21 protein-coding genes are annotated in these 25,657 nt (G+C 67.7%); 15 read left to right on the forward strand and 6 right to left on the reverse strand.

The annotated features are described in order from the left end of the window. Positions 1-10 precede the first annotated feature (10 nt). From mycP to ACGF8B_RS40505, 6 genes are all read left to right on the forward strand, one after another. Positions 11-1,285, forward strand: coding sequence for a type VII secretion-associated serine protease mycosin (gene mycP / locus ACGF8B_RS40480; protein WP_392747739.1), 1,275 nt, complete (start codon positions 11-13; stop codon positions 1,283-1,285). A 130-nt stretch (positions 1,286-1,415) separates the two neighbouring features. Next, positions 1,416-1,859: a hypothetical protein gene (locus tag ACGF8B_RS40485; protein WP_392747761.1), complete on the forward strand. Its 444-nt coding sequence runs from the start codon at positions 1,416-1,418 to the stop codon at positions 1,857-1,859. Further along, positions 1,856-3,526 (forward strand): hypothetical protein, encoded by a 1,671-nt coding sequence (locus tag ACGF8B_RS40490; protein ID WP_392747741.1) that lies wholly within the window; start codon positions 1,856-1,858, stop codon positions 3,524-3,526. Before ACGF8B_RS40485 ends, ACGF8B_RS40490 begins: the two co-directional genes overlap by 4 nt. 25 nt (positions 3,527-3,551) lie before the next feature. Beyond that, complete coding sequence (locus ACGF8B_RS40495) at positions 3,552-4,808, forward strand: S8 family serine peptidase (protein ID WP_392747743.1); 1,257 nt, start codon at positions 3,552-3,554, stop codon at positions 4,806-4,808. A 79-nt stretch (positions 4,809-4,887) separates the two neighbouring features. Further along, on the forward strand, positions 4,888-5,247 hold the full coding sequence (locus ACGF8B_RS40500) for a WXG100 family type VII secretion target (protein WP_342282644.1): 360 nt from the start codon (positions 4,888-4,890) through the stop codon (positions 5,245-5,247). Positions 5,248-5,311: 64 nt separating this feature from the next. Next, positions 5,312-5,614, forward strand: coding sequence for a WXG100 family type VII secretion target (locus tag ACGF8B_RS40505; RefSeq protein WP_392747745.1), 303 nt, complete (start codon positions 5,312-5,314; stop codon positions 5,612-5,614). A 129-nt stretch (positions 5,615-5,743) separates the two neighbouring features. On the opposite strand, the gene ACGF8B_RS40510 is transcribed toward ACGF8B_RS40505, so the two are convergent. From ACGF8B_RS40510 to eccCa, 4 genes are all read right to left on the reverse strand, one after another. Next, positions 5,744-6,349 carry a hypothetical protein gene (locus tag ACGF8B_RS40510; protein ID WP_392747746.1) on the reverse strand — a complete coding sequence of 202 codons (606 nt, stop codon included), beginning with the start codon at positions 6,347-6,349 and terminating at the stop codon, positions 5,744-5,746. A gap of 15 nt (positions 6,350-6,364) precedes the next feature. Then, a complete protein-coding gene (locus ACGF8B_RS40515) occupies positions 6,365-8,176 on the reverse strand; it encodes an alpha/beta hydrolase (RefSeq protein WP_392747747.1) in 1,812 nt (603 codons plus the stop codon). Positions 8,177-8,185: 9 nt separating this feature from the next. Beyond that, positions 8,186-8,647 carry a hypothetical protein gene (locus tag ACGF8B_RS40520; protein ID WP_392747749.1) on the reverse strand — a complete coding sequence of 154 codons (462 nt, stop codon included), beginning with the start codon at positions 8,645-8,647 and terminating at the stop codon, positions 8,186-8,188. A 508-nt stretch (positions 8,648-9,155) separates the two neighbouring features. Then, entirely contained in the window at positions 9,156-13,130 is a 3,975-nt protein-coding gene (gene eccCa, locus ACGF8B_RS40525) for a type VII secretion protein EccCa (RefSeq protein WP_392747751.1), read from the reverse strand. 396 nt (positions 13,131-13,526) lie between these two features. Here eccCa and eccD point away from each other — a divergent pair, with 396 nt between their 5' ends. From eccD to ACGF8B_RS40555, 6 genes are all read left to right on the forward strand, one after another. Next, entirely contained in the window at positions 13,527-15,029 is a 1,503-nt protein-coding gene (gene eccD / locus ACGF8B_RS40530; RefSeq protein WP_392747752.1) for a type VII secretion integral membrane protein EccD, read from the forward strand. Positions 15,030-15,218: 189 nt separating this feature from the next. Then, a complete protein-coding gene (rpsO, locus tag ACGF8B_RS40535; protein ID WP_003965855.1) occupies positions 15,219-15,509 on the forward strand; it encodes a 30S ribosomal protein S15 in 291 nt (96 codons plus the stop codon). 336 nt (positions 15,510-15,845) lie between these two features. Then, on the forward strand, positions 15,846-18,059 hold the full coding sequence (locus ACGF8B_RS40540) for a polyribonucleotide nucleotidyltransferase (RefSeq protein ID WP_383213403.1): 2,214 nt from the start codon (positions 15,846-15,848) through the stop codon (positions 18,057-18,059). Then, positions 18,056-19,435: a pitrilysin family protein gene (locus ACGF8B_RS40545; RefSeq protein WP_259933858.1), complete on the forward strand. Its 1,380-nt coding sequence runs from the start codon at positions 18,056-18,058 to the stop codon at positions 19,433-19,435. The genes ACGF8B_RS40540 and ACGF8B_RS40545 overlap by 4 nt, the downstream gene beginning before the upstream one ends. Positions 19,436-19,459: 24 nt before the next feature. After that, positions 19,460-20,212 carry a 4-hydroxy-tetrahydrodipicolinate reductase gene (gene dapB / locus ACGF8B_RS40550; protein ID WP_392747754.1) on the forward strand — a complete coding sequence of 251 codons (753 nt, stop codon included), beginning with the start codon at positions 19,460-19,462 and terminating at the stop codon, positions 20,210-20,212. A gap of 11 nt (positions 20,213-20,223) precedes the next feature. After that, the gene (locus ACGF8B_RS40555) at positions 20,224-20,682 is read left to right on the forward strand and encodes a tetratricopeptide repeat protein (protein WP_342282654.1); all 459 of its coding nucleotides are present in this window, start codon (positions 20,224-20,226) and stop codon (positions 20,680-20,682) included. A gap of 37 nt (positions 20,683-20,719) precedes the next feature. On the opposite strand, the gene ACGF8B_RS40560 is transcribed toward ACGF8B_RS40555, so the two are convergent. Both ACGF8B_RS40560 and ACGF8B_RS40565 read right to left on the reverse strand, forming a co-directional pair. After that, positions 20,720-21,271 carry a hypothetical protein gene (locus ACGF8B_RS40560; RefSeq protein WP_392747756.1) on the reverse strand — a complete coding sequence of 184 codons (552 nt, stop codon included), beginning with the start codon at positions 21,269-21,271 and terminating at the stop codon, positions 20,720-20,722. Between the two features lie 93 nt (positions 21,272-21,364). Beyond that, the gene (locus tag ACGF8B_RS40565) at positions 21,365-21,604 is read right to left on the reverse strand and encodes a hypothetical protein (protein ID WP_342282656.1); all 240 of its coding nucleotides are present in this window, start codon (positions 21,602-21,604) and stop codon (positions 21,365-21,367) included. A 185-nt stretch (positions 21,605-21,789) separates the two neighbouring features. Between ACGF8B_RS40565 and thyX the strand changes: the two genes are divergently transcribed. The 3 genes from thyX to ACGF8B_RS40580 all read left to right on the forward strand — a co-directional run bounded on the left by thyX (position 21,790) and on the right by ACGF8B_RS40580 (position 25,394). Beyond that, positions 21,790-22,527 carry an FAD-dependent thymidylate synthase gene (thyX, locus tag ACGF8B_RS40570; RefSeq protein ID WP_385826416.1) on the forward strand — a complete coding sequence of 246 codons (738 nt, stop codon included), beginning with the start codon at positions 21,790-21,792 and terminating at the stop codon, positions 22,525-22,527. Between the two features lie 152 nt (positions 22,528-22,679). Then, positions 22,680-23,579 carry a 4-hydroxy-tetrahydrodipicolinate synthase gene (gene dapA / locus ACGF8B_RS40575; protein ID WP_392747759.1) on the forward strand — a complete coding sequence of 300 codons (900 nt, stop codon included), beginning with the start codon at positions 22,680-22,682 and terminating at the stop codon, positions 23,577-23,579. A gap of 129 nt (positions 23,580-23,708) precedes the next feature. Then, on the forward strand, positions 23,709-25,394 hold the full coding sequence (locus ACGF8B_RS40580; RefSeq protein WP_124716047.1) for a ribonuclease J: 1,686 nt from the start codon (positions 23,709-23,711) through the stop codon (positions 25,392-25,394). The last annotated feature ends 263 nt before the right edge of the window (positions 25,395-25,657 follow it).

Genomic DNA, 25,657 nt, shown 5'->3' on the forward strand with positions numbered 1-25,657 from the left:
GCGTATCCACATGACGACGCACTCCTCTTCGCATCCGTACGGGCGTCCGCTGGCGGCCGCAGCCGCCACCGCCGTCCTCCTCGTCACACTGCCGGTGCCGCCCGCGGCGGCGGACGACTCCACCCAGTGCACCTTCCCCTCGAAGATGTACGCGGGCCGCCCCTGGTCGTTGCAGCGCGTCCTGATGGACGAGTTGTGGAAGCAGTCCACCGGCAAGGGGGTGCGGGTGGCGGTCATCGACACGGGCGTGGACATCAAGAACCCCCAGCTCAAGGGGGCTGTGGACGCCAAGAGCGGCCACAACTTCATGAAGAAGGGCATCAAGGACGACAACGGCAACAAGATCGAGCGCGGCAACGAGAACGGCACCACCGACAGAGTCGGGCACGGCACCAAGGTCGCCGGAATCATCGCCGCACGGGAGGTGAAGGGCACCGGCTTCACCGGCCTGGCTCCCGACGCGGTGATCATCCCGATCCAGCAGAACGACGCGGAGGGCCACGGCACGGCCGAAACACTGGCCACCGCCATCAGTTACGCGGCCGACACCGCCCACGCGGACGTCATCAACATCTCCCAGGACACGGCCAACGCGGTGATGCCCGAAGGCGTGCTGAAGGACGCCGTGGACGCCGCCCTGGCCAAGGACATCGTGATCGTCGCCTCCGCGGGCAACGACGGGCTCGGCGGCAACGTCAAGAAGACCTACCCGGCCTCGTACGACGGTGTCCTGGCCGTGGCCGCGTCGGACCGCAACAACGAGCGGGCGGCCTTCTCCCAGTCCGGCGATTTCGTGGGCGTGGCCGCCCCCGGCGTGGACATGATCTCGACGGTCCCCGACGGCGGACACTGCGCCGACAACGGCACCAGCTTCTCGGCCCCTTACGTCGCGGGAGTCGCCGCCCTCATCAAGGCCAAGCACCGGGACTGGACGCAGAAACAGATCGTCGCCCAGATCGAGCAGACGGCGGAACGCTCGGTGGCGGGCCACGACCACCTGGTGGGCTGGGGTGTGGTCGACCCCGTGCGGGCCCTGACGGAGGACGACAAGCCCATCGAGCGCCCGGTGGCGCACGAGGGCGTGAGCAAGGGCGAAGCGCCGACGCCGGCCGAACTTCACTTGGGCGAAACGGCGGACGAACGCAACGCACGCCTGGCGACCTATGTGGTGGTGGGCGGAGCGGTGCTGGTCGCCGCGATAGCGGGCGTCGCCGTGGCCGTGCGCGATGCCCGCCGGCGGTCCAGGCGGTTCTCGGCCGGGAATCGATCGGCGGAAGTCACGTGATGGATAAGAAGGTTGGCCCTGTCGGAGCCAGTGACTAGGGTTTGGGATGAGCCGGACTTGTTCACGTGAGTGCGAAAGCAACGAGTGACAGTCCGAGCAAACGGGGAATCGGGGAAACGGGGAGGGCAGGATCGTGGCCGGTCCAGGCGACCTCCGGCGCGGTGTTGGCGCGCTGGAGAAGTTCCAAAGTCGTGTCAACGCGTTGCTCGCCGACCTTGAGGGGTCGGCCGCCGGCAAGTCGAAGATCGCGGCGCAGAGGGTGTCACGCGCCGCACTGAGCGGCCAGAACGCGTGCTTCGCGGAGGCGGACGGGCTGTACACGCAGTACAACCGAGTCCACGAGGCGCTCGTCTCGCTCTCCAAGTCGCTCGGTGACCAGATCGAGTACTTGAGCCTGGGCGTGCACGCGGCGGCCGTCGGCTTCGACAACGTGGACGACGAGGTTCGGCGCCGGTTCTACGAGATCCAGGCGCGCCTGGACAAGGAGCAGGAGAAGGCGCACGGGGAGAAGACCGACAAGCCTGAGCACGGAAGCACTGACAACAAGAGTGACTCGGGGTGGGCAGCCGAATGAGTGATCCGAAGCAGCCGGAGCTGACTCCCAAGGAACAGCAGGCACAGGACCATCAGCGCGTCCAGAACCAGTTGATCGTCACTGACGTCAACCGGCAGGTCCAGGAGGTCATGGACCTGTTCCCCTTGGGAGGGTCGGGCCCTTCAGGACGGACTTCGTTCGAGGGCCACGAGCTCAACGCGATGATCGACCTGATCGAGAACTCCAATCCGGAGCACCTCGAAAACGCGGGTGAGGCGCTCTTGAAGGCGAGGACAGCCATCAAGGACGCGGCAAAGGAGCTGGGCGACTTCCTCAGGGATGTCGACTGGGAGGGCGAGTCCGGCATTGCCTTCCGCGACTGGGGCAAAGGCCTGGTCGCCCATGCCACGAAACTGGGTGATTTCGCAGAGGCGGCCGGGACCCAGATCACGGTCGCGGGTGCCGGCCTCGCCTCCGTGCGCAAGTCCCTGCCGCCACGCGACAGCCGCTTGGTACGCAAGTCGGTCGACGAGATCGAGACCCCGAAACGGATCGACGGGAACCCGGAGTACGCCGCGGCGGTGAAGGTCGAGAAGGACCGCCAGGAGGCCATCAACCAGGCGAACCGGCTGGCGTCGTACTACTCGGTTTCGGAGGAGACGCTTGCGGCGCAGGAGCCGCCGCGGTTTGAGAAGAAGCTTGATGTTGCGATGCCGAAGCCGCTGAGGCAAATCGAGAAGGGGAGCGAACCCAACGTCCCTTCCGCAAGCTCGGAGGAATTGGGCAGCCGCACGGCACAGGGCCACTCAGAGCGCGGTGTCTCGGCTGCTACTGGCACCCCAGGGGCCCCCGGCAATCGAGCTGAAATCGAGGCACTCGGAACTGCACCCACGCCGGACACAAGCACTTCGACGGAGATCGACAGTGTGAAGGCGCCACCGGCCCCCGTGACAGTTCCCGACGTGTCCCCCGCGCCGCCGACTGCAAATCCCACGGGCCCGAGTGCAGGGCCGAATCCGCCCATGGTGAATCAGTTTGTGAACCCTGTGACAGGTGGCTCGCGACGCTCCACGCCACCGACCGGGCTGCCCAGAGCAGTGGGACAGCCCGGAAGGAGTGGCCCCACGAGCAGCGGGCCTACGGCAACTGGGCGTACCGGCGCTCCGGTTGGGCGTCCGGCACCCATTGGCGGCGGCCCGGGCTCAGGCCCGTCTGGACGCCCTGGCGGAGGCGGGAGTCAGCCACCTGCCGCCGGCCGGACCAGCGTGACCGGTGGCAGGCCCACGGCAGGTAGTCCTACAAGTACCTCCAAGTCGCCTGGACCGCGTACTGGGCGCGCCAGGGCCATCATGGGCGGGACTCCACAGCGCACCGCTCCAGGCACAGACTCGACTGGCGGAACCCGTGGTGTTCCGCGCGCAACGGTGATCGGAGCCGGCGGAACCAACACTGCGACTCGACCTGGCGGGCGTGGGACTCCCAGCTCGAAGGGCGTTGTGGGCACGCCTCGTAGCGCTGCCGGATCCGGCTCGGGTTCGAGGGGCTTCACGGCGGGGGGCGCGGGCCTTGTACGTGGTCCGGTCGGGCGACAGGACTCCAACGACGAGGACCAGGACGGCGGCGCCGCTCGCCCGGACTACCTGGTGGAAGACAGAGAGACGTGGGAGGCCGGACGGCGTGGAGCCGCACCTCCGGTGATCGAGTAGGTACAGGGAAGGTTCGGAAGTCAGGATGACAGCAAGAATGAGCCAGACCCGGAAGCGCCGCATGCCTGTCGGATTGCCAGGACGTCTGCTCGGCACGATGGCCGTCGTTGTTGCTTGGAGTGCGGGAATTGCGGGGGGCGCCCCCTCCGCGATAGCCGCAGATGTGCAATCGAAGCAGTGGTATCTCAGCGCCATGCAGGCGGAGGAGATGTGGAAGGTCACCACGGGCGAAGGCATCAAGGTTGCTGTTATCGACACCGGTGTCAACCCATCGACACCTTCCCTGAAGGGGCAGGTCCTGAAAGGATTCGACGCCACGGGAGCCGACGGCGACGAGTACGACGACTATGCCGGGCACGGCACGGATATGGCCGAGCTGATTGCCGGCACGGGCAAGGGCGGAGGACTTCAAGGCCTTGCTCCAGGCGCGAAGATCATCCCGTTTCGAGTCACTGATACGGAGTTTCAGAACAAGCATTCGGTGAATGCCAAAGACACCGAAGATGCTATCCGGGCTGCGGCGGACAGCGATGCGCGGATCATCAGCATGTCGATGGGGAGTGACTTCCCGGGCCGGGGAGAGCGGGAAGCAGTCAAGTACGCAGAAAGCAAGGGAAAGCTCTTCTTTGCTGGAGTTGGAAACAATGCCGAGGAAGGGAACAAGGAACAGTTTCCTGCCTCGTATCCGCAGGTGGTCGGTGTCGCCTCGGCTGACCGCGACGGCAAGGTAGCCGAGTACTCTCAAAACGGAAATATTGTGGATATCGCAGCTCCTGGTAATGAAATTCCACGTTGGTGCGATACCAAATTTCAGAGCTACTGTGACGGCGACGGCGGCACCAGTGCGGCCACTGCTATTGCGTCTGCCTCCGCAGCCTTGGTGTGGTCCGCTCACCCAGACTGGACCGCGAACCAGGTTCTCAACGTCCTCTTCGACACAGCAGGCCGTGACTGGAAAAAGGGCACGCTCAGCAAGTACCTCGGTCATGGTCTGATCCGCCCCTCCATGAACATCCTCAAGGGCAAGGGAAACCCCGGCGCTCCGGACATCAGCCCCCTCACCAAGGAAAAGACGTCCGGTTCCTCGGCCTCCCCAGCCGCCTCCGCACCAGGCTCGTCACAGCCCCAGAAGAAGGAAACGGCTGACGACGCCGTCGTGGCAGGCTCCAGCAACGAGAAGGACAACGGCAGTTCGCTCGGCCTGATCATCGGCGGAGCGGCAGCGGTCGTCGTGCTGGGCGGCGGAGCCTTCGCGCTCATTCGTAAGCGCCGCACCGCCTGACCCACCGCACTTTCTCCACCCGTACCCACCGGCAAGCGAAGCCGGGTCGAACAAGAGCACCAGGAAGGAAGCCGAGATCATGGCTGATCAGAAGCTCTCAGATGCCGCACTCCTCAAGCTGGAGGGCGAGCTCGGCACGCGCTTCGACTCAGTGAAGGGCCAGCTGAAGACGCTCCAGGGGACGATCGACAGCCTGGAAGGCCACTGGAAGGGCATCGGCGCCGGCGCCTTCAACACGAAGCAGGAAGAGGTCAACCGGAAGATGGTCAGCATTGCCCATCGGCTGCTCAACTTCCAGGAAGCCATCAAGGCAGCGCGCACCATCAAGGACAACACCGAGGACGAGATCAAGCAGGCTCTCCAGGGCGTCGACGTCGTCAGCGGTTACTCGGGTGACGCCGGTGCGGAGGCCAGGATTTCGAACCTCAACAACTTCTGACCTCGGCGCGCACGTTTCACGTACGAGGCCTGCATACCAAATCTGGATAACACGGGAGGACCGCATGTCGGGCAACAACGACGGCACGATGGTTGTCACTTACGCGAGCCTGGACCTCGCGGCCGGTGCCATCGACCGGCAGAGCAAGCAGCTCCAGGAGGACCTCGCGTCCATCAAGCGGATGATCGCCAACGTGTCCGAGCTCTGGGTGGGTGAGGCCAAGAGTGCCTACGACACCGCTCAGAAGGGCTGGGACGACGACGCAACGGCGATTCACAACGCCCTGAGCGAGATCTCGCGCAAGGTGCGCGAAGCCGGTGGTTCCTACCACGCCGGCGACAAGCGGGCGAGGGCCCACTTCGAGTAGAACGCGGCAGATCACGACTCAGGGTGGGCGCGCGCGGGAGGCGCCCACCCTGAGCTGTGTCCCGTCCACCGAGCCGAGCTGATCAAGCCCGGCCGCAAGCCGACTTGATCCGCTCGGCCGCCGTCACGTTCAGAACCGCTGGATCTCTTCGCCGTCCGGCACCTGATAACAGCCGGAGACGACCATCAGGCTCAGCTTCGGTGGGTCGTTCTTGGGCATCTGGACGACTTTGACGCTGTACTTCTTCGTGTCGTTGTCGGCCGTGAGATTGATGTTCTTGTTCCTACTGGTGTCCGGCCCGTAATCGACGACTTTCCAGCCGTGGTTGGGCAGCTCCGCCTTGAGCTGCCTCATAGCCTCGTCGAGATCGCTCGCCGATGTCGGATAGAAGCTCCAGGGGTGAAAGATCTGGAAGTACTTCTCCTTGTCTCTGCCCGAACAATCCGTGACTCCTGGACGGCTGTCGGACGCCTTTCCCTTGACTCCGATCAGGTCGTAGAGCCCACTGGAAACCTGTTCCATCTTGTCGGCGGCGGCGAGCGAGGTGCTTGCGCCCGCGAGCGGAATGTCATCGGAACTATTGCTGTCAGCCATGCTGCATCCAGTGAGTGTGGCGAGGACGAGGGGCAGGAGGAGTGCCGGGGCGCTCTGTTTGCTCTTCAAGTTGAGAGGCCTTGATGCTTCGGACCGGTATGGGCCGGTCATGTCGTCGGGGGCTTCGAGGGGCGGTGCCACCAGGCCCCGACACCTTTACTTCACATGCGCCCAGTAGTTCGGCGGTGGCTTCAACTTCACGGCGTCACTGTTCCCCGCCACGACCTGTCCTTGGTTCCATAGGCTGTCGGTGCCCTCTTTCCAGTAGTCGCTGTGGCCCTCGGTGTCGGTGGTCATCTGGTTGGCGCCGAAGCGTTCGTCGCTGGGGATGGTCCAGGGGCCGTCCCAATCGGTTCCGCCATGTCCGTAGCGACCGATGTCGGGCACGGGATCTCCGTCGGCCTCCTGGTTCCAGACGTGCCCCGAGGGCACGTCCAGTTGCTCGGCCTTGGGCATCTGAACACCAGGGCTGCCCGCGAGGATCACATCGTCCGCGTTCAGGTCACCCTGCCGGGCCGCGGAACCGATGAGGGTGGTTCCGTACGAGTGGCCGATCGCGGTGCGGTGCGGGTCCGAATCGCCGGTGTGCGACGCGTCGAGTCCGTCCATGAACTGGTTGAAGGCCGGCGCGCCGTCGTTCGCGTAGTGACTGAACGGCGAGTCCTTGACGATGTTCTGCGGGGCGTCGTACCCGAGCCAGGTGATCGTGGACACCGATTTACCATCGGCCGCGTCGTTGGCCACGGTCCAGACGTTGACCATCCGGTTGATGTCACCGCTGATGCCGCCCAAGTTCGCCGTCGTACCCGGCACGTAGACCGCTTGGTGATCGGCCGTGTCCGGGTTCCCGTTGGCGACGATCGCCCGGCCGTTGCCTTCCGCGTCAAATCCGAGCAGGTATGCCTCGGGCAGGTTCTTGGTACCGGTTGCGTCGAAACGGTCCTGGATGCTCTCCATCCCCTTGAGGGACTTGTTGAGCTGTTCGTACCGATCGCCGTACTTGTTGTACCAGGCCATCCACTCGTCAGTGTGCACCCTGGACGGAGTCTGACCGGCCTTGATCCACGTCCATTCGTCGGCCGGTGGCTTCGGGATGGAATCCAGTTCCAGTTGGAGCTCGCCCTGCTTCTCCGAGAGGACGATGCGGTTCGCCTCGTCCCGAACCGTCGAAGGCAGCCCGTCGAGCGCTCCCACGGTGTCCGGGCGGAGGGAGAGCCACGCTGCCCGCTCCTCCGGGCTGAGCCCGTTCCACCACGATGCGTTGTCCTTCGGGCTGCCGTCCGTCGGGGGCTCCGGCAAGGAGCCGAGGTAGCTCCTGCCCGCTTCGCGGACTCCACCCATGTCCGTCTGCGCGTCGGCCCAGTCCCGCGCGGAGACCTTCAGGTCGTCATCGGCCTTCAGCGCTTGCAGCTTCGGTGCCCACTTCTCGTCGGCATCCGTGGCTTCCTTCAGCGCATCGGTGATCCGGTCGGCGTAGGCCATCGCCCTGGCGAAGTTCGGATTCGGGTGCATGTTGGCTGCCTGGCGTTGCAGGGCGCCGGACGCCGGGCTGCCTCCGGTGCTCCCGGTCACCGTGCCGCCGTCGGCGGTCTTCTCGGCGCCTGGTTTCTTGCCTGCCGGGTATGTGACCGAGCCGTTCGGGTTCACCGTGCAGTGGTCCGCGCGGGCGTCCTCGATCGCCGCCTCCAGCCTCTGCTTGGCCACTGCGATGTCGAAGGCGAAACCATTGAGCGCGGTGCTCACCAGACCGCATTCGGTCTGCACGTAGTGGAAGTTCTTCGACAGTTCGCGGAGCTCACGAGAGGCCGCGTTCGCCGCTTCACCCTTGAGCTGGTTGCGGATCCCCGCGCTGATCCGGTTGTCGATCGTGTCCTTGGCCGCACTGGCCGTGTCACCGGTCGCCCGATAGGCGTCCGCGGCGCCTTCGTACTCCGACGGCTTGATGTCTTTCAACGTCGCGAGATCCATGAGCGCGAATCACGTCTCTTTCGTACGGCCGCCGACGGCCTCGGTGTCCTGGTACTTCAGCTGCAACTTGTCCAGCTCTTCCCTGACCGTCTGATCGGACCTCGAAAGATCGTGCCCCGCGCCCTCCAAGAGCCCGCCCAACCCGTCGCAGCGACTGCTCACACCGCCGACATACTTCCGCCAGGACTCGTACAGGTCCTTCTGTGCCGCCGCACTCCGGCACCCGCCGGTGTCGCCCAGCCTTGCCTGTCCCTCGCTCAGTTTCGCCAAGGCCTTGCCAACGCCGTCCATCAGGCCTTTCACGCCCTCGCCGGCCCTTACCCATGCCTTCTTGTCCGATTTCAGATCGCCGGAGGCCGAGCCCGGCGCAGGGCCACTTCCTTGATCTGCCGGATATTGATTCAGCTGCATCTGTGCGGAACCACGCGCCGCCGCATCGGATTTGAGGTGCTCCCACTCGTCCCACGCCATCGGTGAAGCCAGCTCCGTCGCTCCGTTGTTCTGTTCCCGGGCCGTCCGGGACGCTCCGTCATGGTCTCTGGTTTTGACGGACGGAATCAATGGACGGGAATCGCTGTGGCTGCCACGGTGACGCCGACAGAACCTGTGCAGGGCGCGCGTTTTGCTGAATTTTATAGTTCTGCTTCGTTGGCTGATAGGCGAAAACGGTGGCCGCCTGGCGCAACTCAGTCCGGTGGTCCGGGTTTCATCAATTACTGGGCTCCATGAATGTCCACCAAATATCCCCCCTTCGAGTGCAGTCGCGCCGGCGGCCGCGTATTGGCAGCAGCGAGACAGCGAGACAGCGAGACAGCGAGACAGCGAGACAGCGAGACAGCGAGACAGCGAGACAGGAAGTGAAGAAGGCGGGGAGCGTGAACGGGGCACGACCGGTCGTTCCGACCGTCACCGTGCCCCGCCCGCACTCCCCGCCCGCGTTCCCCGCGTTCCCCGCGTTCCCCGCCGAGCCCGCGCGTCCCTACCTCTGCCCCTCCATGACCCCCGTCTGCACCAGCGGATTTCCGCGCCGCCGGGTGACGAAGACCCCGCGCCCCGGCGGCATCGGCCGCGGGCGTACGTTGCCGAGGATGTCGCCCTCGATGGGGTCGCCCGAGAGCATCAGGCCCTGCGCGCCCAGCTCCGTGATGCGCTGCATGAACGACTCGTACAGGGCCCGTCCGGCACCCGCCGTGCTACGGGCGATGATGAACCGGACGCCGACGTCACGTGAGAACGGCAGCATCTCCGTGAGCTTGGCCAGCGGGTTTCCGCTGGAGGTGGAGACCAGGTCGTAGTCGTCGATGACCACGTACACCGTCGGGCCGCTCCACCAGCTGCGTTCGCGCAGTTCCTGCGCCGTGACGTCGGGCGACGGCGTACGACGCTTCATCAGGTCGTACAGCGCGTCCACGTGGTGTTCCATGTTGTTGGACATGGGCACGTACTCCGCCAGGTGCGTCGTGGGGGTGACGTCCAGTAGCGCTCGGCGGTTGTCGATGACGAAGAACTTGCACGTGCTCCCGTCGTACCTCTCGCTCAGCTGCTTGATGAGCAGCCGCAGCAGATTCGACTTGCCGGACTCGCTCTCGCCGAACACCAGGAAGAACGGGTCGCGCTCGAAGTCGAGGAAGACCGGCTCCAGGTTGTTCTCGTCGATACCGAACGCGACGCCCCGCTCCGGCTGCGCGTAACCCGCGGGCAGATCGCGCACCGGGAGTTCGCGGGGCAGCAGCCGGACCGCCGGGGCGGACGCCGCGGTCCAGTGCCGGGCGACCTCCTGGTTCATGGCCGCGGTCGCCTCGGAGAGGTCGCTGTCGGAGTTGATGCCGTCGATCCGCGGTACCGCCGCCATGAAGTGCAGCTTCTCCGGCGTGAGACCGCGGCCGGGCACGCCTGCGGGCACGTTGACCGCGGCCTTGCGGTCCAGTTCGGAGTCCATGACGTCACCGAGCCGCAGTTCCAGCCGGTTCATCAGGTGGTCCTTGAGGGTGGCCCGGACCTCCATGGAACGCGACGCCGTGACGATCAGGTGGATGCCGTACCCGAGGCCGCGCGCCGCGATGTCCAACGCCGCCGGTTCCAGGGCCTCGTAGTCCGTACGGAAGTTGCCCCAGCCGTCGATGATCAGGAAGACGTCGCCCCACGGCTGGTCCGTGACCGAGATGTCGCCGCGCGCCCGCAGCCTGCGGAAGGTGGCGATGGAGTCGACGCCGGCGCTGCGGAAGTACTCCTCGCGCCGCGCCATGATCCCGTACACCTCGGAGACCGTGCGCCGCACCCGCTCGGGGTCGAGCCGGGAGGCGATCCCGCCGACGTGCGGCAGACCGGAGACCGAGGCCATGCCACCGCCACCGAAGTCGAGTCCGTAGAACTGGACCTCCTGCGGCGTGTGGGTGAGTGCGAAGCCCGCGATGAGCGTGCGCAGCAGCGTGGACTTGCCGGACTGCGGACCGCCGATGATCTGCATGTGACCCGCCGCACCGGAGAAGTCCCGGTAGAGGGTGTCGCGCCGCTGCTCGTACGGCTTGTCGACCACACCCAGGGGTACGACGAGGCGGCCCGAACCCTCGAATCCGGGCTGGGTCAGCCCGCGGCCCTCGACCGCGGAAAGCCCCGGCAGGAGCTCGTCCAGCGACGGCGGGTTGTCCAGCGGAGGAAGCCACACCTGGTGCGCGGAGGCCCCCCGGCCCTCCAGCCGGCGCACGATCACATCGAGCACCGTGTCGGCCAGGGCATCGTCCTCCGACGTACGTGCGTCGGGTACGGCGGCGCCGGTCCGCGGGCTCGGCTGTACGTAGCGGACCGGCACCGGAGCCGCCGTGAACACCACCGGCCTGCGGTCCACCGGCAGGGGCCCCGAGGGCACGGCCGTCTGGGGTCCCGAGCGGTACACCCCGGAGACGTACGCGGCCTTGAAGCGCACCATCTCGTCCGTGCCGTACTTCAGGTACCCGGAACCGGGGACATTGGGCAGGTGGTAGGCGTCCGGCACACCCAGCGCCGCCCGGGACTCGCCCGCCGAGAACGTGCGCAGGCCGATCCGGTACGACAGATAGGTCTCCAGACCGCGCAGCCGCCCCTCCTCCAGGCGCTGCGAGGCCAGCAGCAGATGCACGCCCAGCGAACGGCCGATGCGCCCGATCTGCACGAACATCTCGATGAAGTCGGGCTTGGCGGTCAGCAGTTCGCTGAACTCGTCGATGACCAGGACGAGAGAGGGGATGGGCTGCAGCGGGGCACCCGCGGCACGCGCCTTCTCGTAGTCGTGGATGTTGGCGTAGTTGCCCGCGTCACGCAGCATCTCCTGCCGGCGGTTGAGCTCACCGCTGATGGAGTCACCCATGCGGTCGACCAGCGTCAGATCGTCCGCGAGGTTGGTGATCACCGCCGCGACATGGGGCATCTGCGCCATGCCGGCGAAGGTGGCACCACCCTTGAAGTCCGCCAGTACGAAGTTGAGCGTCTCCGAGGTGTGGGTGACGGCGAGGCCGAGCACGAGCGTGCGCAGCAGCTCGGACTTTCCGGAACCGGTGGCGCCGACGCACAGTCCGTGCGGCCCCATTCCCTCCTGCGCCGCTTCCTTGAGGTCCAGCATCACGGGGCTGCCGTCCTCGCCGACCCCGATCGGGACGCGCAGCCGCTCCGCCTGGGAGCGGGCCCGCCAGGTCCTGGCGACATCGACCGAGGCGGCGTCACCGAGGTTCAGCAGATCGGTGAATTCGAGATTGGCGAGAAGTGGCTCGTCGTCGTCCCCGCCCGAGGCCACATGGAGCGGCGCCAGCTGCCGGGCCAGCGCCTCGGCGGCCTCATGACTGAGCAGGTCGGGAACCCCGTCGTAGACCAGTCCGTGCCCCGACTCCAGCTGGAGCAGATGAGGTTGGACCACGACGGACAGGCCACCACGTGCCCCGCTGACCTCGCCCGGTACGACCTCGATGACCGTCACGCCCTGAAGGCCCTCGGCCGCGGCCAGCGCGGACACCGGCGACACGGACCGGCCGTCGAGCACGACGACGACATGGGGCTGGTCCATGAGCGGCTGGCCATCGGGCTGGAAGCGCGGTCGGCCGTCGAGCCGGGACGCGAGCATCTCCTCCAGCTCCCCGACGCTCGTGGTGATCAGCCGGCGGACGCCGGCACCGTCGACGAGATCCGGGGCCTGGACGTGCGGAAGCCACTTCGCCCATTCCCAGCGCGGGGCGGCGTCCGGGTCCGTCGCGACGGCGATGACCAGGTCCTCGGGGGAGTGCAGCGAGGCCAGCGCACCGACCATCGCGCGGGCCGTGGAACGGACGGACTCCGCCTCGCCGCTGATCGTCAGGTGGTAGAAGGCGCGCAGCGAGACCGCCATGGGCAGGCCGTCGAGCGTGCTGTGGGTCGTCAGGAACTGCTGCATCGCCCCCGCGGTCAGCGGCTCCAGCTCGTCCACCGGCGCGGTGTCGGGGGCGATGAGCGCAGTGGCGAGTTCCTGACTGCCCAGGCCGATGCGCACCTGCGCGAAGTCGGCGTCACCGACGCGGCGCTCCCAGACCCGGCTGCCCTCGGCGACGAGCGCCCACAACTGGTCCGGGGACGGGTGGAGATAGAACTGTGCGTCGCGCTGTTTCCGGGCCGTCCTCAGCACGGCACGTCTGGTCTGCGTCAGGTACTTCAGGTAGTCCCGCCGCATGTCGGCAAGCTGCCCCTGGGTCCCCCGCCGGAAGCGCACCATCATCGCCACGGCCATGGCGACCGTCGAGGCGATCATGATCATGCCCATGATCCGCATGATCGGGTTCGGGGTCATGAAGAAGAAGACCACGGAGCCGCCCATGCCGAGCATCGGCAGCAACTGCATCATCACCCCCTCCTGCTGACCGCGGGGCAGTTCGGGCGGAGGTTGCAACTGCACCTGCTCGTCCGGCACTTCGGAGGGCAGGGCCCGCGGTGGGCGCTTGACGACAATCTGGCTCACAGCTCACCAATTCCCTTGCCGGACAGAACTGTTCGTATCGGCGCCCCCGTGGCGACGGGCTCCATCCGCGGGAGGATCCTACTGGCGTATGGAATGACATCGAGAGCGGTAGGGTGTCGCAACGCATGTAAGCATTCGCTAACTACCGCAAGAAAATGGCCGTTCGGGGCGCGAAGGCCGTCCCGTGGCCGCGGTGGATCGGCGTGCTCGCCGGATGCGGTGCACCGCAGGACGGAGGGACACCCCGAGCAGTGGATGCGACCGGGTGTTCCGGCAACGCGGCGAGGCGCCGTGGTTGTCGTCCCGCGCCCGCCGGGAATCACGCGGCGGCCCTCGGCGAGGTCCGCGATCCCCGGTTCGTGTCAGGAGAACGATGAGGGGGAGCAACAGGTGACTATGACGGCCCAAACGGCAGCCACCGGACAAGGTCGGCCCGGACCCGGAGTTCCGGCCGGCAACGGAACCGGCTTCTGCCGGGTCACGGTCGTCGCGCCCGACAGCCGCGTCGACGTGGCGCTGCCGGAGGACATCCCCGTCGCCGACCTGTACCCGGAGATCCTCCGGCTGTCGGGACAGAGCCCCGCCCAGGGCGCTCCGGTCGGCTATCACCTGGTACGCCGCGACGGCACCGTCCTCGACAGCGGGCGCACCCTGGCCGGCCAGCGCATCCTCGACGGCGAACTGCTGTCCCTGCGCCCCTTCTCCGAGTCGCTGCCGCCCGCGGTCTTCGACGACGTCTCCGACGCGGTCGCCACCGCCGTGGCCCGCGACCGCACCCTGTGGGGCGACAGCCTCATGCGCGGTGCCGGGCTCTTCGCGGGGTCGCTCCTGCTGGTCCTGCTCGGTTTCGTGCTGTGGAACTCCGGACCCAGGCACGACATGCACGGGCTGCCGGGCGCCCTCGCCGCGATCGTCGCCGTGCTCGCCCTCGCGCTCGCCTGCGTACGTGCCCGGGTGTACGACGACCGGGGATCGTGCACGGCGCTGGGCATCGGCGCGCTCGCGAACGCCGCGGTCTCCGGCGCCGGGCTGCTGTCGCTCGGCACGGGGCAGGGCGTCGGCAGGCTCCAGTTCCTGCTCGCCTGCGCCGCGGTGCTGGTGGTCGCGGTGATCCTCATGATCGCCGCCCCCGGCGGGGACGGCCTCTTCGTCGCCTTCGTGTTCGCCGCCGCCGTCGGTGTGCTGGTGACCTTCGCCGCGATCATCGCCGGCATGGAGCCCGCCGAGACCGCCGCGGTGTGCGCGCCGCTCTCCGTGGGAGTCCTCGCCTTCCTTCCCGGCCTCTCCACCCGTTTCGCCCGCCTCCCCATCGGCTTCGAGCCGCCCCGCACCACCGCCGGTGACTACGGGACGTCCGAACCTGCCCCGCAGGGCCCGGTCGACGCCGACCGCATCGCCGCCCAGGCGCGGCGCGGCCATGAACTGCTCGTCGGCCTGGTCGGCGGATGCGCGCTGGTGGCCGTGGGCGCCGCGGCCGTCCTGGGGTTCTCGGACAACATCTGGGGCCAGCTGCTGGCGCTCGCCACCGGGGTGGCCATGCTGATGCGCTCCCACCTGTTCCGTTACACCGCCCAGGTCGGGTGCGCGCTGGCGGCGGGTCTCGGCGCCCTCGTGCTCCTGGGTCTCGGCCTCTCCCTCAACCCGCCGGTCGAAATGCTGCGCGACGCCGCCATGGGTGACAGCACCGCACTCGACATCCGTACGATCTGGCTCGCCGCCGCCGTCGCGGGCGCCGCCGCTCTGATCACCGCCATCGGGCTGATCGTGCCGCGCAAGGGCGTGACCCCGTTCTGGGGGCGCTTCCTGGAGATCGCCGAAGCGTGTGTGCTCCTGACGCTGATTCCCCTGTGCCTCGCCGTTTTCGACCTCTACCGATCGATCCGCGCTCTCACCAGCTGACCCCGCGCACCCGCCCGGCCGAACCGGCTGCGCGGGACTGGTACGCTGTGTGACGGCCGTTTGTGTACGCGCTCCCGGATCATCCTGGGATCTGCGCTCATCGGACCTTCGCCTCCGAGTCATGGAAGCTCCCCTGCGAACAAGACCAGGGGCACTCGTGGGGCGCATCGAACATCAAGAGGAGTACGCGTGCCGCTCGACGCCGCTACGAAGAAGCAGATCATGTCCGAGTTCGCCCAGAAGGAGGGTGACACCGGATCCCCCGAGGTCCAGGTCGCCATGCTCTCCCGCCGGATCTCGGACCTGACGGAGCACCTCAAGACGCACAAGCACGACCACCACTCCCGTCGTGGTCTGCTGATCCTGGTCGGCCAGCGTCGCCGCCTCCTTCAGTACCTGGCCAAGAAGGACATCCAGCGCTTCCGTGCCCTGGTCGACCGCCTCGGCATCCGCCGCGGTGCGGCCGGCGGCGCCAAGTAGTTCGCCGTGAAGGGAGCGGTTCCCACCACTGAGGGGGGCCGCTCCCTTTGCTGTACGTACGATTGTGCGTACGCGGGCAGGAACCGGACGTGACGGGTCCGCCCGCACGGCCGGAAATGCCAAGCAGAACCGAATCTCAGTAACCTGGTCGGAGAACGACCGACAGACGAGCGAGAAGCAGACCTCCCCGCCGCCGGTCCTCGGTAGTGGCCCCCGGACTCATCGACCCGGGTGCTTCGATCGAAGACCGGCCCGCCGATGGAGGGCTTCTCCGCTACCGTCCCCCGCCACACGGGCGTGGGGGCGAGAAGACGCTATGTATCGGAGAAAACGCTAGTGGAGAACGAGACCCACTACGCCGAGGCCGTTATCGACAACGGAACCTTCGGCACCCGCACCATCCGCTTCGAGACGGGCCGCCTGGCCAAGCAGGCCGCCGGCTCCGCCGTGGCGTACCTGGACGACGACACCATGGTGCTGTCGGCCACCACCGCTTCCAAGAAGCCCAAGGACCAGCTCGACTTCTTCCCCCTCACGGTGGACGTCGAGGAGCGGCAGTACGCCGCCGGCAAGATCCCCGGCTCCTTCTTCCGTCGTGAGGGCCGGCCCTCCGAGGACGCGATCCTCACCTGCCGCCTGATCGACCGCCCGCTGCGCCCCTCCTTCAAGAAGGGCCTGCGCAACGAGATCCAGATCGTCGAGACGATCATGGCGCTCAACCCCGACCACCTGTACGACGTGGTCGCGATCAACGCCGCCTCCTGCTCCACGCAGCTGGCCGGCCTGCCCTTCTCCGGCCCCGTCGGCGGCACCCGTGTCGCGCTGATCAAGGGCCAGTGGGTCGCCTTCCCGACGCACACCGAGCTGGAGGACGCCGTCTTCGACATGGTCGTCGCCGGTCGCGTCCTGGAGGACGGCGACGTCGCGATCATGATGGTCGAGGCCGAGGCCACCGACAAGACCATCCAGCTCGTCAAGGACGGCGCCGAGGCCCCGACCGAGGAGGTCGTCGCCGCCGGTCTGGAAGCCGCGAAGCCCTTCATCAAGGTCCTCTGCAAGGCCCAGTCGGACCTCGCCGCCAAGGCCGCCAAGCCCACCGGCGACTTCCCGGTCTTCCTGGACTACCAGGACGACGTCTTCGAGGCGCTCGCCGCCGCCGTGACGTCCGAGCTGGCCCAGGCGCTCACCATCGCCGGCAAGCAGGACCGCGAGGCCGAGCTGGACCGCGTCAAGGAGATCGCCGCCGAGAAGCTCCTCCCGGCCTTCGAGGGCCGCGAGAAGGAGATCTCCGCCGCGTACCGCGCCCTGACCAAGAAGCTGGTCCGCGAGCGCGTCATCAAGGACAAGGTCCGCATCGACGGCCGCGGCGTCACGGACATCCGTACGCTCGCCGCCGAAGTCGAGGCCATCCCGCGGGTGCACGGCTCGGCGCTGTTCGAGCGTGGCGAGACCCAGATCCTGGGCGTCACCACCCTCAACATGCTCCGCATGGAGCAGCAGCTGGACACCCTCTCCCCGGTGACCCGCAAGCGCTACATGCACAACTACAACTTCCCGCCGTACTCCGTCGGTGAGACCGGCCGCGTGGGCTCGCCCAAGCGCCGCGAGATCGGCCACGGTGCGCTCGCCGAGCGCGCCATCGTGCCGGTGCTGCCGACGCGCGAGGAGTTCCCCTACGCGATCCGCCAGGTCTCCGAGGCGCTGGGCTCCAACGGCTCGACGTCCATGGGCTCGGTCTGCGCCTCCACCATGTCGCTGCTGAACGCCGGTGTGCCGCTCAAGGCCGCCGTCGCCGGTATCGCCATGGGTCTGATCTCCCAGGAGATCGACGGCAAGACCCACTACGTCGCCCTCACCGACATCCTCGGTGCGGAGGACGCCTTCGGTGACATGGACTTCAAGGTCGCCGGTACGAAGCAGTTCGTCACCGCGCTCCAGCTCGACACCAAGCTCGACGGCATCCCCGCCTCGGTCCTGGCCGCCGCGCTGAAGCAGGCCCGCGACGCCCGCCTCCACATCCTCGATGTGATGAACGAGGCCATCGACGTCCCGGACGAGATGTCCCCGAACGCCCCGCGGATCATCACCGTCAAGATCCCAGTGGACAAGATCGGTGAGGTCATCGGCCCCAAGGGCAAGATGATCAACCAGATCCAGGAGGACACCGGCGCCGACATCACGATCGAGGACGACGGCACCATCTACATCGGTGCCGCCGACGGCCCGGCCGCCGAGGCCGCCCGCGCCACGATCAACTCGATCGCCAACCCGACCATGCCGGAGGTCGGCGAGCGCTACCTGGGTACGGTCGTCAAGACCACCACCTTCGGTGCCTTCGTCTCCCTGATGCCCGGCAAGGACGGCCTGCTGCACATCTCGCAGATCCGCAAGCTCGCCGGTGGCAAGCGCGTGGAGAACGTCGAGGACGTGCTCGGCGTCGGCGCCAAGGTCCAGGTCGAGATCGCCGAGATCGACTCGCGCGGCAAGCTCTCCCTGATCCCGGTCGTCGAGGGTGAAGAGGACGAGAAGAAGGACGACGCCGCCAAGTGACGTCCCGTAGTTCCGTGACGACGGCCCGCGCCTCCTCGAAGGCGCGGGCCGTCGCCCGTACCCAAACGCTTCTCAAGGGCACCAATGGCATCGGTACGGTCCGCCGCACCGTCCTGCCCGGCGGTCTCCGGGTGGTCACCGAGACCCTGCCCTCCGTACGCTCCGCCACCTTCGGCATCTGGGCCAACGTCGGATCACGCGACGAGACCCCCACGCTGAACGGCGCGACGCACTATCTCGAACACCTCCTCTTCAAGGGCACCGCCAAGCGCAGCGCCCTGGACATCTCCGCCGCGATCGACGCGGTCGGCGGCGAGATGAACGCCTTCACGGCGAAGGAGTACACCTGCTACTACGCGCGGGTCCTCGACACCGACCTGCCGCTGGCCATCGACATCGTCTGCGACATGCTGACCGGCTCGCTGATCACCGCCGAGGACGTCGACGCCGAGCGCGGCGTCATCCTCGAAGAGATCGCGATGACCGAGGACGACCCGGGCGACTGCGTGCACGACCTGTTCGCGCACACCATGCTCGGCGACACCCCCCTCGGCCGCCCGGTCCTGGGCACCGTCGACACCATCAACGCGCTCGACCGCGGCCGGATCGCCCGCTTCTACAAGAAGCACTACGACCCCACGCACCTGGTCGTCGCCGCCGCGGGCAACATCGACCACGCCACCGTCGTACGCCAGGTCCGCCGCGCGTTCGAGCGGGCGGGCGCGCTGTCCCGCACCGACGCCGTCCCGGTCGCCCCGCGCGAGGGATCGCGCACCCTGCGCACCGCGGGCCGGGTGGAGCTGCTGAACCGCAAGACCGAGCAGGCCCACGTCGTCCTCGGCGTACCCGGCCTGGCGCGCACCGACGATCGCCGCTGGGCACTGGGCGTACTCAGCACCGCCCTCGGCGGCGGCATGAGCTCACGCCTCTTCCAGGAGGTACGGGAGAAGCGCGGCCTCGCCTACAGCGTGTACTCGTACACCTCGGGCTTCGCCGACTGCGGACTCTTCGGGGTGTACGCGGGCTGCCGGCCCAGCCAGGTCCACGACGTCCTCAAGATCTGCCGGGACGAGATCGACCGGGTGGCGTCCGAAGGACTGACCGACGAGGAGATCGGCCGCGCCATCGGCCAGCTCTCCGGCTCCACCGTCCTCGGCCTGGAGGACACCGGCGCGCTGATGAACCGCATCGGCAAGAGCGAGCTGTGCTGGGGCGACCAGATGTCGGTCGACGACATGCTCGCCCGGATGGCACAGGTCACCCCCGACGACGTGCGCGAGGTCGCGGCCGAGGTCCTCGGACACCGCCCCTCCCTCTCCGTCATCGGCCCGCTCAAGGACAAGCAGGCCGACCGCCTCGAAGAAGCGGTCTCCTAACCCCACCGTTAAGGAACCAGAGCAATGAGCAAGCTGCGCGTGGCCGTTCTCGGCGCCAAGGGCCGCATCGGATCCGAGGCGGTACGAGCCGTCGAGGCCGCCGACGACATGGAGCTGGTGGCCGCGCTGGGCCGCGGCGACGAGCTGGCGACCCTCACGGATTCCGGCGCCCAGGTCGTCGTCGAGCTCACCACCCCCGCGTCGGTGATGGACAACCTCGACTTCTGCGTCCGGCACGGCATCCACGCCGTCGTCGGTACGACGGGCTGGTCCGACGAACGGCTCGCGCAGCTCAACACCTGGCTCTCCGGCTCCCCGGAGACCGGTGTGCTCATCGCACCGAACTTCTCCATCGGCGCCGTCCTCACGATGAAGTTCGCGGAGCAGGCCGCCCGCTACTTCGAGTCGGTCGAGGTCGTCGAACTGCACCACCCCAACAAGGTGGACGCCCCCTCGGGCACCGCCACCCGTACCGCCCAGCTGATCGCCGACGCTCGCCGGAAGGCCGGCTGCGCCCCGCAGCCCGACGCCACCGCCACGGCCCTGGACGGCGCCCGCGGCGCGGACGTGGACGGCGTCCCCGTCCACGCGATCCGGCTCCGCGGTCTCCTCGCGCACCAGGAAGTGCTGCTCGGCGGCGAGGGCGAGACGCTCACCATCCGCCACGACTCCCTGCACCACAGCAGCTTCATGCCGGGCATCCTGCTCGGTGTACGCCGCGTGGTGACCACTCCCGGCCTCACGTTCGGCCTGGAAAACTTCCTCGACCTGAACTGACTGAGCCTGCCATGCGCGCAAAGATCACCTACTTCGTCACCGCTGCCGTCCTGGTCTTCTACTTCGCCCTCGTCGGCAGTCGCGGCGTCCTGCTCATCCGGCACGGCACGCTGCTGACGGTCGCCTTCGGCGTCGCGGTGCTGATCCTGCCGGTGATCGGCATCTGGTTCCTCTGGAAGAACACCCAGTTCGTGTCGCGGGCCAACGCGCTGGCCGCGGAGCTCGACGCGGAGGGCGGCCTGCCGGTCGACGAGCTGGTCCGCACCCCGTCCGGCCGGATCGACCGCGACTCGGCCGACGCCGTGTTCGCCCGCCGCCGCGAGGAGACCGAGGACACCCCGGACGACTGGCGCTGCTGGTTCCGCCTCGCCGTCGCCTACCAGGACGCCAGGGACACCCCGCGGGCCCGCAAGGCCATGCAGCGCGCCATCGCCCTGCACACGAAGGACGCCCGGCCCAGCACCCCCTGAAGGGGCCGGGCCGGGCGTCCTGCCGGCTCTCCGGGGGTCAGACCCCCCGGTACTCGTCTCCCCACGCCTCCACCGTGTCGGCGGCGCGGTCGAACGCCTCGCTCCGGGTCAGGAAGTCGGCGTTGTTGTCGGTGAGCAGCGGCGGAACCGGCTCACCCCCCTGGCGTACCAGGATCAGCGCCTGCCCCTGGACGGTGCGGGGGAATCCGAGCCATTTCACGGGCTGCTGCACCGTGCGGATCGCGGCGACCCGGTTCCACGGCACGGTGACGCTGGTGAAGAAGCCCACCCGCCGCACACCGTGGCTGCTGACCCAGGTACCGACCCGCAGCAGCCGCAGCGCGCTGAGGATGACCGCCAGGGCGAGGCCCAGGCATACGGCCGAACCCGGCACCGCGCCGGCGAACGCGATGATCATTCCCGCGAGCAGTACGAAGGACGCGAGCAGCAGCAGGAAGGCCGCCGCCGCGACCCGCCAGGGGCCGGGACGGTACGGACGCCGCCAGCTGTCATGGTCGTCGAACGGCAGCGCGATGTCCTCGGCGCTCGCGTCAAACGCGCGGTCGGCCGTCAGGAAGGGCAGGGGCACGACTGATCCTCACTCACAAACACGCTCGATTGCTGTGCCCGGTGAGGCTACCGAGGAGATCACCGACCCGACCACCCCAGGGCCCCGTACGAGTCAGCGCCCGTGGGTGGCCTCGGTCTGCTCGGCGTGCGAGGGGCTCTGCGCGGGGCCGAGCGCGGGCAGGCCGAGGACCAGTGCCCCGACGAGACCGGCGACCATGGTCAGCCCGACGAGGGAACGCCCGGCCAGCTGGGAGACGGTGGCGCGCTGCCGGGGCGGGGGTGTGACATTACTGCGGAATCGGTCGCTCTCGGCCACGAACGAGAACGGGACGGATTCACGCCGGCGGAACATGAGGAAGGTCTCCTTGAACTCTGTGACGGATGCTGCTATTGAGTCAGACGCACAACGGGCCCGATCGGTGCCCCGAATCGCCGAATTCGTCGAAGAAATCCCTGGACGGCCCTTCCGGACCGGTTGTCAGTGGTGGCCCGTAGAGTGGGCGCCGCCCGAGCGACGCAATTGGAAGGACCCCGCCGGTGACCGAGACCCCCGAGCCCGCAAAGCCCAGCTTCCGCAGCGATGTGACCGTTGAGCTGGTGAAACACGCCGCGGGCGACTCCGACGTCCTGTTCGCGGCCCGCGTCTCCACGGCCGGTGAGCAGTCCCTGGAAGAGGTCACGAAGGACCCCGAGCGCTCCAAGGGACTCATCAACTACCTGATGCGTGACCGCCACGGCAGCCCGTTCGAGCACAACTCGATGACCTTCTTCATCAGCGCCCCGATCTTCGTGTTCCGCGAGTTCATGCGGCACCGCGTCGGCTGGTCGTACAACGAGGAATCGGGCCGCTACCGGGAGCTGGAGCCGGTCTTCTACGTCCCGGACGCCTCCCGCAAGCTCGTCCAGCAGGGCCGCCCCGGCAAGTACGAGTTCGTCGAGGGCACCCAGGCCCAGCAGGAGCTCACCGGCCGCGTCATGGAGGACTCCTACCGCCAGGCGTACGAGGCCTACCAGGAGATGCTCGCCGCGGGAGTGGCCCGGGAGGTCGCCCGCTCCGTGCTCCCCGTCGGCCTCTTCTCCTCGATGTACGCCACGTGCAACGCCCGCTCGCTGATGCACTTCCTCGGCCTGCGCACCCAGCACGAGCTGGCGAAGGTGCCGTCCTTCCCGCAGCGCGAGATCGAGATGGTCGGCCAGCAGATGGAGGAGCACTGGGCCCGCCTGATGCCGCTCACCCATGCAGCCTTCAACAAGAACGGACGCGTAGCCCCGTAAGCGGTGTCCATATTGCGGCGTTTCGTGAAGTTCATCTAGGCTGATCAAACGGACCCGGCACTGCTTGAACCCCCGAGCAGGCAGTGCCGGGCTCCTATCGCTTGTCCCCCCGAGGGGGCATTGGGCCCTGAGCAGCGAGTAGCGTGTTACCCATGGCTCCGATCTCCACTCCGCAGACCCCCTTCGGGCGGGTCCTCACCGCTATGGTCACGCCCTTCACGGCGGACGGCGCACTCGACCTCGACGGTGCCCAGCGGCTCGCCGCCCACCTGGTGGACGCAGGCAATGACGGCCTCGTCGTCAACGGCACCACCGGCGAGTCCCCGACCACCAGCGACGCGGAGAAAGACCAGCTCGTAAGGGCGGTCCTGGAAGCCGTGGGAGACCGGGCCCATGTCGTCGCCGGCATCGGCACCAACGACACCCGTCACAGCGTCGAGCTCGCCCGTACGGCCGAACGCGCCGGCGCCCACGGGCTCCTCGCGGTGACGCCGTACTACAACAAGCCGCCGCAGGAAGGCCTCTTCCGCCACTTCACGGCCATCGCGGACGCCACCGGCCTGCCGGTGATGCTCTACGACATCCCCGGCCGGAGCGGTGTGCCGATCGACACGGAGACGCTGGTACGGCTCGCCGAGCACCCGCGCATCGTCGCCAACAAGGACGCCAAGGGCGACCTCGGCCGCGCCAGCTGGGCCATCGCCCGCTCCGGCCTCGCCTGGTACTCCGGCGACGACATGCTCAACCTGCCGCTGCTCTCGGTCGGCGCCATCGGCTTCGTCTCCGTCGTCGGCCATGTCGTCACCCCCGACCTGCGCGCCCTCGTCGAGGCCCATGTCGGGGGCGACGTCCAGAAGGCGACGGAGATCCACCAGAAGCTCCTGCCGGTCTTCACCGGCATGTTCCGCACCCAGGGTGTGATCACCACCAAGGCCGCCCTGGCCCTCCAGGGACTGCCCGCAGGCCCGCTGCGCCTCCCGCTGGTGGAGCTCACCGAGCAGGAAACGGCCCAGCTCAAGATCGATCTCGCCGCCGGCGGGGTAGAGCTGTAATCACAGACTTCACAACTGAATACGCGAAGAACACTCGCAAGAGCGAAAAAACAGACAACAGCAAGTGCACGAATGACATGCGCGCCACGTGCCCAAGCGGTACGTGGCGTGCGTGGTAAGGAGAGTCTTTTGAGTCATCCGCATCCCGAACTCGGCACCCCGCCGAAGCTCCCGAAGGGCGGCCTCCGGGTCACCCCGCTCGGCGGTCTCGGCGAAATCGGCCGCAACATGACGGTCTTCGAGTACGGCGGCCGCCTGCTCATCGTCGACTGTGGCGTCCTCTTCCCCGAGGAGGAGCAGCCCGGAATCGACCTGATCCTGCCGGACTTCACCACGATCCGGGACCGTCTCGACGACATCGAGGGCATCGTCCTCACGCACGGACACGAGGACCACATCGGTGGTGTCCCGTATCTGCTGCGCCTGAAGCCGGACATCCCCCTCATCGGCTCCAAGCTGACCCTCGCGCTGATCGAGGCGAAGCTCCAGGAGCACCGCATCCGTCCGTACACCCTCGAAGTGGCGGAGGGCCAGCGCGAGCGCATCGGCGTGTTCGACTGCGAGTTCATCGCGGTCAACCACTCCATCCCGGACGCCCTCGCGGTCGCCATCCGCACCCCCGCGGGCATGGCCGTCGCGACCGGCGACTTCAAGATGGACCAGCTCCCGCTGGACGGCCGGCTCACCGACCTGCACGCCTTCGCGCGGCTGAGCGAGGAAGGCATCGACCTCCTCCTCTCCGACTCGACGAACGCCGAGGTCCCCGGCTTCGTGCCGCCCGAGCGGGACATCTCCAACGTCCTGCGCACGGTGTTCGCCAACGCCCAGAAGCGCATCATCGTGGCGAGCTTCGCCAGCCATGTGCACCGCATCCAGCAGATCCTCGACGCGGCACACGAGTACGGCCGCAGGGTCGCCTTCGTCGGCCGCTCGATGGTCCGCAACATGGGTATCGCCCGCGACCTCGGCTACCTGCGGGTTCCGGCGGGCCTGGTCGTCGACGTCAAGACCCTCGACGACCTGCCGGACGACGAGGTCGTGCTGGTCTGCACCGGATCCCAGGGCGAGCCGATGGCGGCCCTGTCCCGGATGGCCAACCGCGACCACCAGATCCGGATCGTCCCGGGTGACACCGTGATCCTGGCGTCGTCCCTGATCCCGGGCAACGAGAACGCGGTCTACCGCGTGATCAACGGCCTGACCCGCTGGGGCGCCAACGTCGTCCACAAGGGCAACGCCAAGGTCCACGTCTCGGGCCACGCCTCGGCCGGCGAGCTGCTGTACTTCTACAACATCTGCAAGCCGAAGAATCTGATGCCGGTCCACGGCGAATGGCGCCACCTGAGGGCCAACGCCGAACTGGGCGCGCTCACCGGAGTGCCCAAGGACCACATCGTCATCGCCGAGGACGGCGTCGTCGTCGACCTCGTCGACGGCCGGGCCAAGATCGTCGGCAAGGTCCAGGCGGGCTACGTCTACGTCGACGGCCTGTCGGTCGGCGACGTCACCGAGACCTCGCTCAAGGACCGCCGGATCCTCGGCGAAGAGGGCATCATCTCCGTCTTCATCGTGGTCGACAGCTCCTCCGGCAAGATCACGGGCGGACCGGACATCCACGCCCGCGGCTCCGGCATCGACGACTCGGCGTTCAGCGCCGTCGTGCCGAAGATCGAGGAAGCGATCAACAGGTCGGCCCAGGACGGCGTGCTGGAGCCCCACCAGGTCCAGCAGCTCGTCCGCCGCACGGTGGGCAAGTGGGTCTCCGACACCTACCGCCGGCGTCCGATGATCCTTCCGGTCGTCGTCGAGGTCTGACGCCGACAGGCGCGAACTCCGGAGCGGGGCCCCCGATTTGCATCGGGGCGCCCCGCTCCAGTACGTTTACGGCTCCGCCTGACCGGGAAGCACCGCGCACACTCGTGTGCGCTGGGCGTCCAGGACAGGGTGGAAATTCCGACTCAGAACTTCTGATAAAGTCGGATCCGCCGAAAGGCAAGGCCACTCCAAAGGCCACCGGAATTCAAATTCGGACCGGAAACGGAACGAAAAAGAGTCTGGTAAGGTTGGAACCGCCGGAA

The sequence above is a fragment of the Streptomyces sp. NPDC047917 genome (assembly GCF_043204345.1).
GTDB classification, from domain to species: domain Bacteria; phylum Actinomycetota; class Actinomycetes; order Streptomycetales; family Streptomycetaceae; genus Streptomyces; species Streptomyces sanglieri.

Excerpts from the sequence above, each read along its gene's own strand:
- ACGF8B_RS40515 (WP_392747747.1), bottom strand. The coding sequence starts at position 8,176 with ATGGATCTCGCGACGTTGAAAGACATCAAGCCGTCGGAGTACGAAGGC.
- ACGF8B_RS40565 (WP_342282656.1), bottom strand. The coding sequence starts at position 21,604 with ATGTTCCGCCGGCGTGAATCCGTCCCGTTCTCGTTCGTGGCCGAGAGC.
- ACGF8B_RS40555 (WP_342282654.1), top strand. The coding sequence starts at position 20,224 with ATGCGCGCAAAGATCACCTACTTCGTCACCGCTGCCGTCCTGGTCTTC.
- mycP (WP_392747739.1), top strand. The coding sequence starts at position 11 with ATGACGACGCACTCCTCTTCGCATCCGTACGGGCGTCCGCTGGCGGCC.
- ACGF8B_RS40495 (WP_392747743.1), top strand. The coding sequence starts at position 3,552 with ATGACAGCAAGAATGAGCCAGACCCGGAAGCGCCGCATGCCTGTCGGA.
- ACGF8B_RS40500 (WP_342282644.1), top strand. The coding sequence starts at position 4,888 with ATGGCTGATCAGAAGCTCTCAGATGCCGCACTCCTCAAGCTGGAGGGC.
- ACGF8B_RS40505 (WP_392747745.1), top strand. The coding sequence starts at position 5,312 with ATGTCGGGCAACAACGACGGCACGATGGTTGTCACTTACGCGAGCCTG.
- eccD (WP_392747752.1), top strand. The coding sequence starts at position 13,527 with ATGACGGCCCAAACGGCAGCCACCGGACAAGGTCGGCCCGGACCCGGA.
- ACGF8B_RS40520 (WP_392747749.1), bottom strand. The coding sequence starts at position 8,647 with ATGGCGTGGGACGAGTGGGAGCACCTCAAATCCGATGCGGCGGCGCGT.
- dapA (WP_392747759.1), top strand. The coding sequence starts at position 22,680 with ATGGCTCCGATCTCCACTCCGCAGACCCCCTTCGGGCGGGTCCTCACC.
- dapB (WP_392747754.1), top strand. The coding sequence starts at position 19,460 with ATGAGCAAGCTGCGCGTGGCCGTTCTCGGCGCCAAGGGCCGCATCGGA.
- ACGF8B_RS40490 (WP_392747741.1), top strand. The coding sequence starts at position 1,856 with ATGAGTGATCCGAAGCAGCCGGAGCTGACTCCCAAGGAACAGCAGGCA.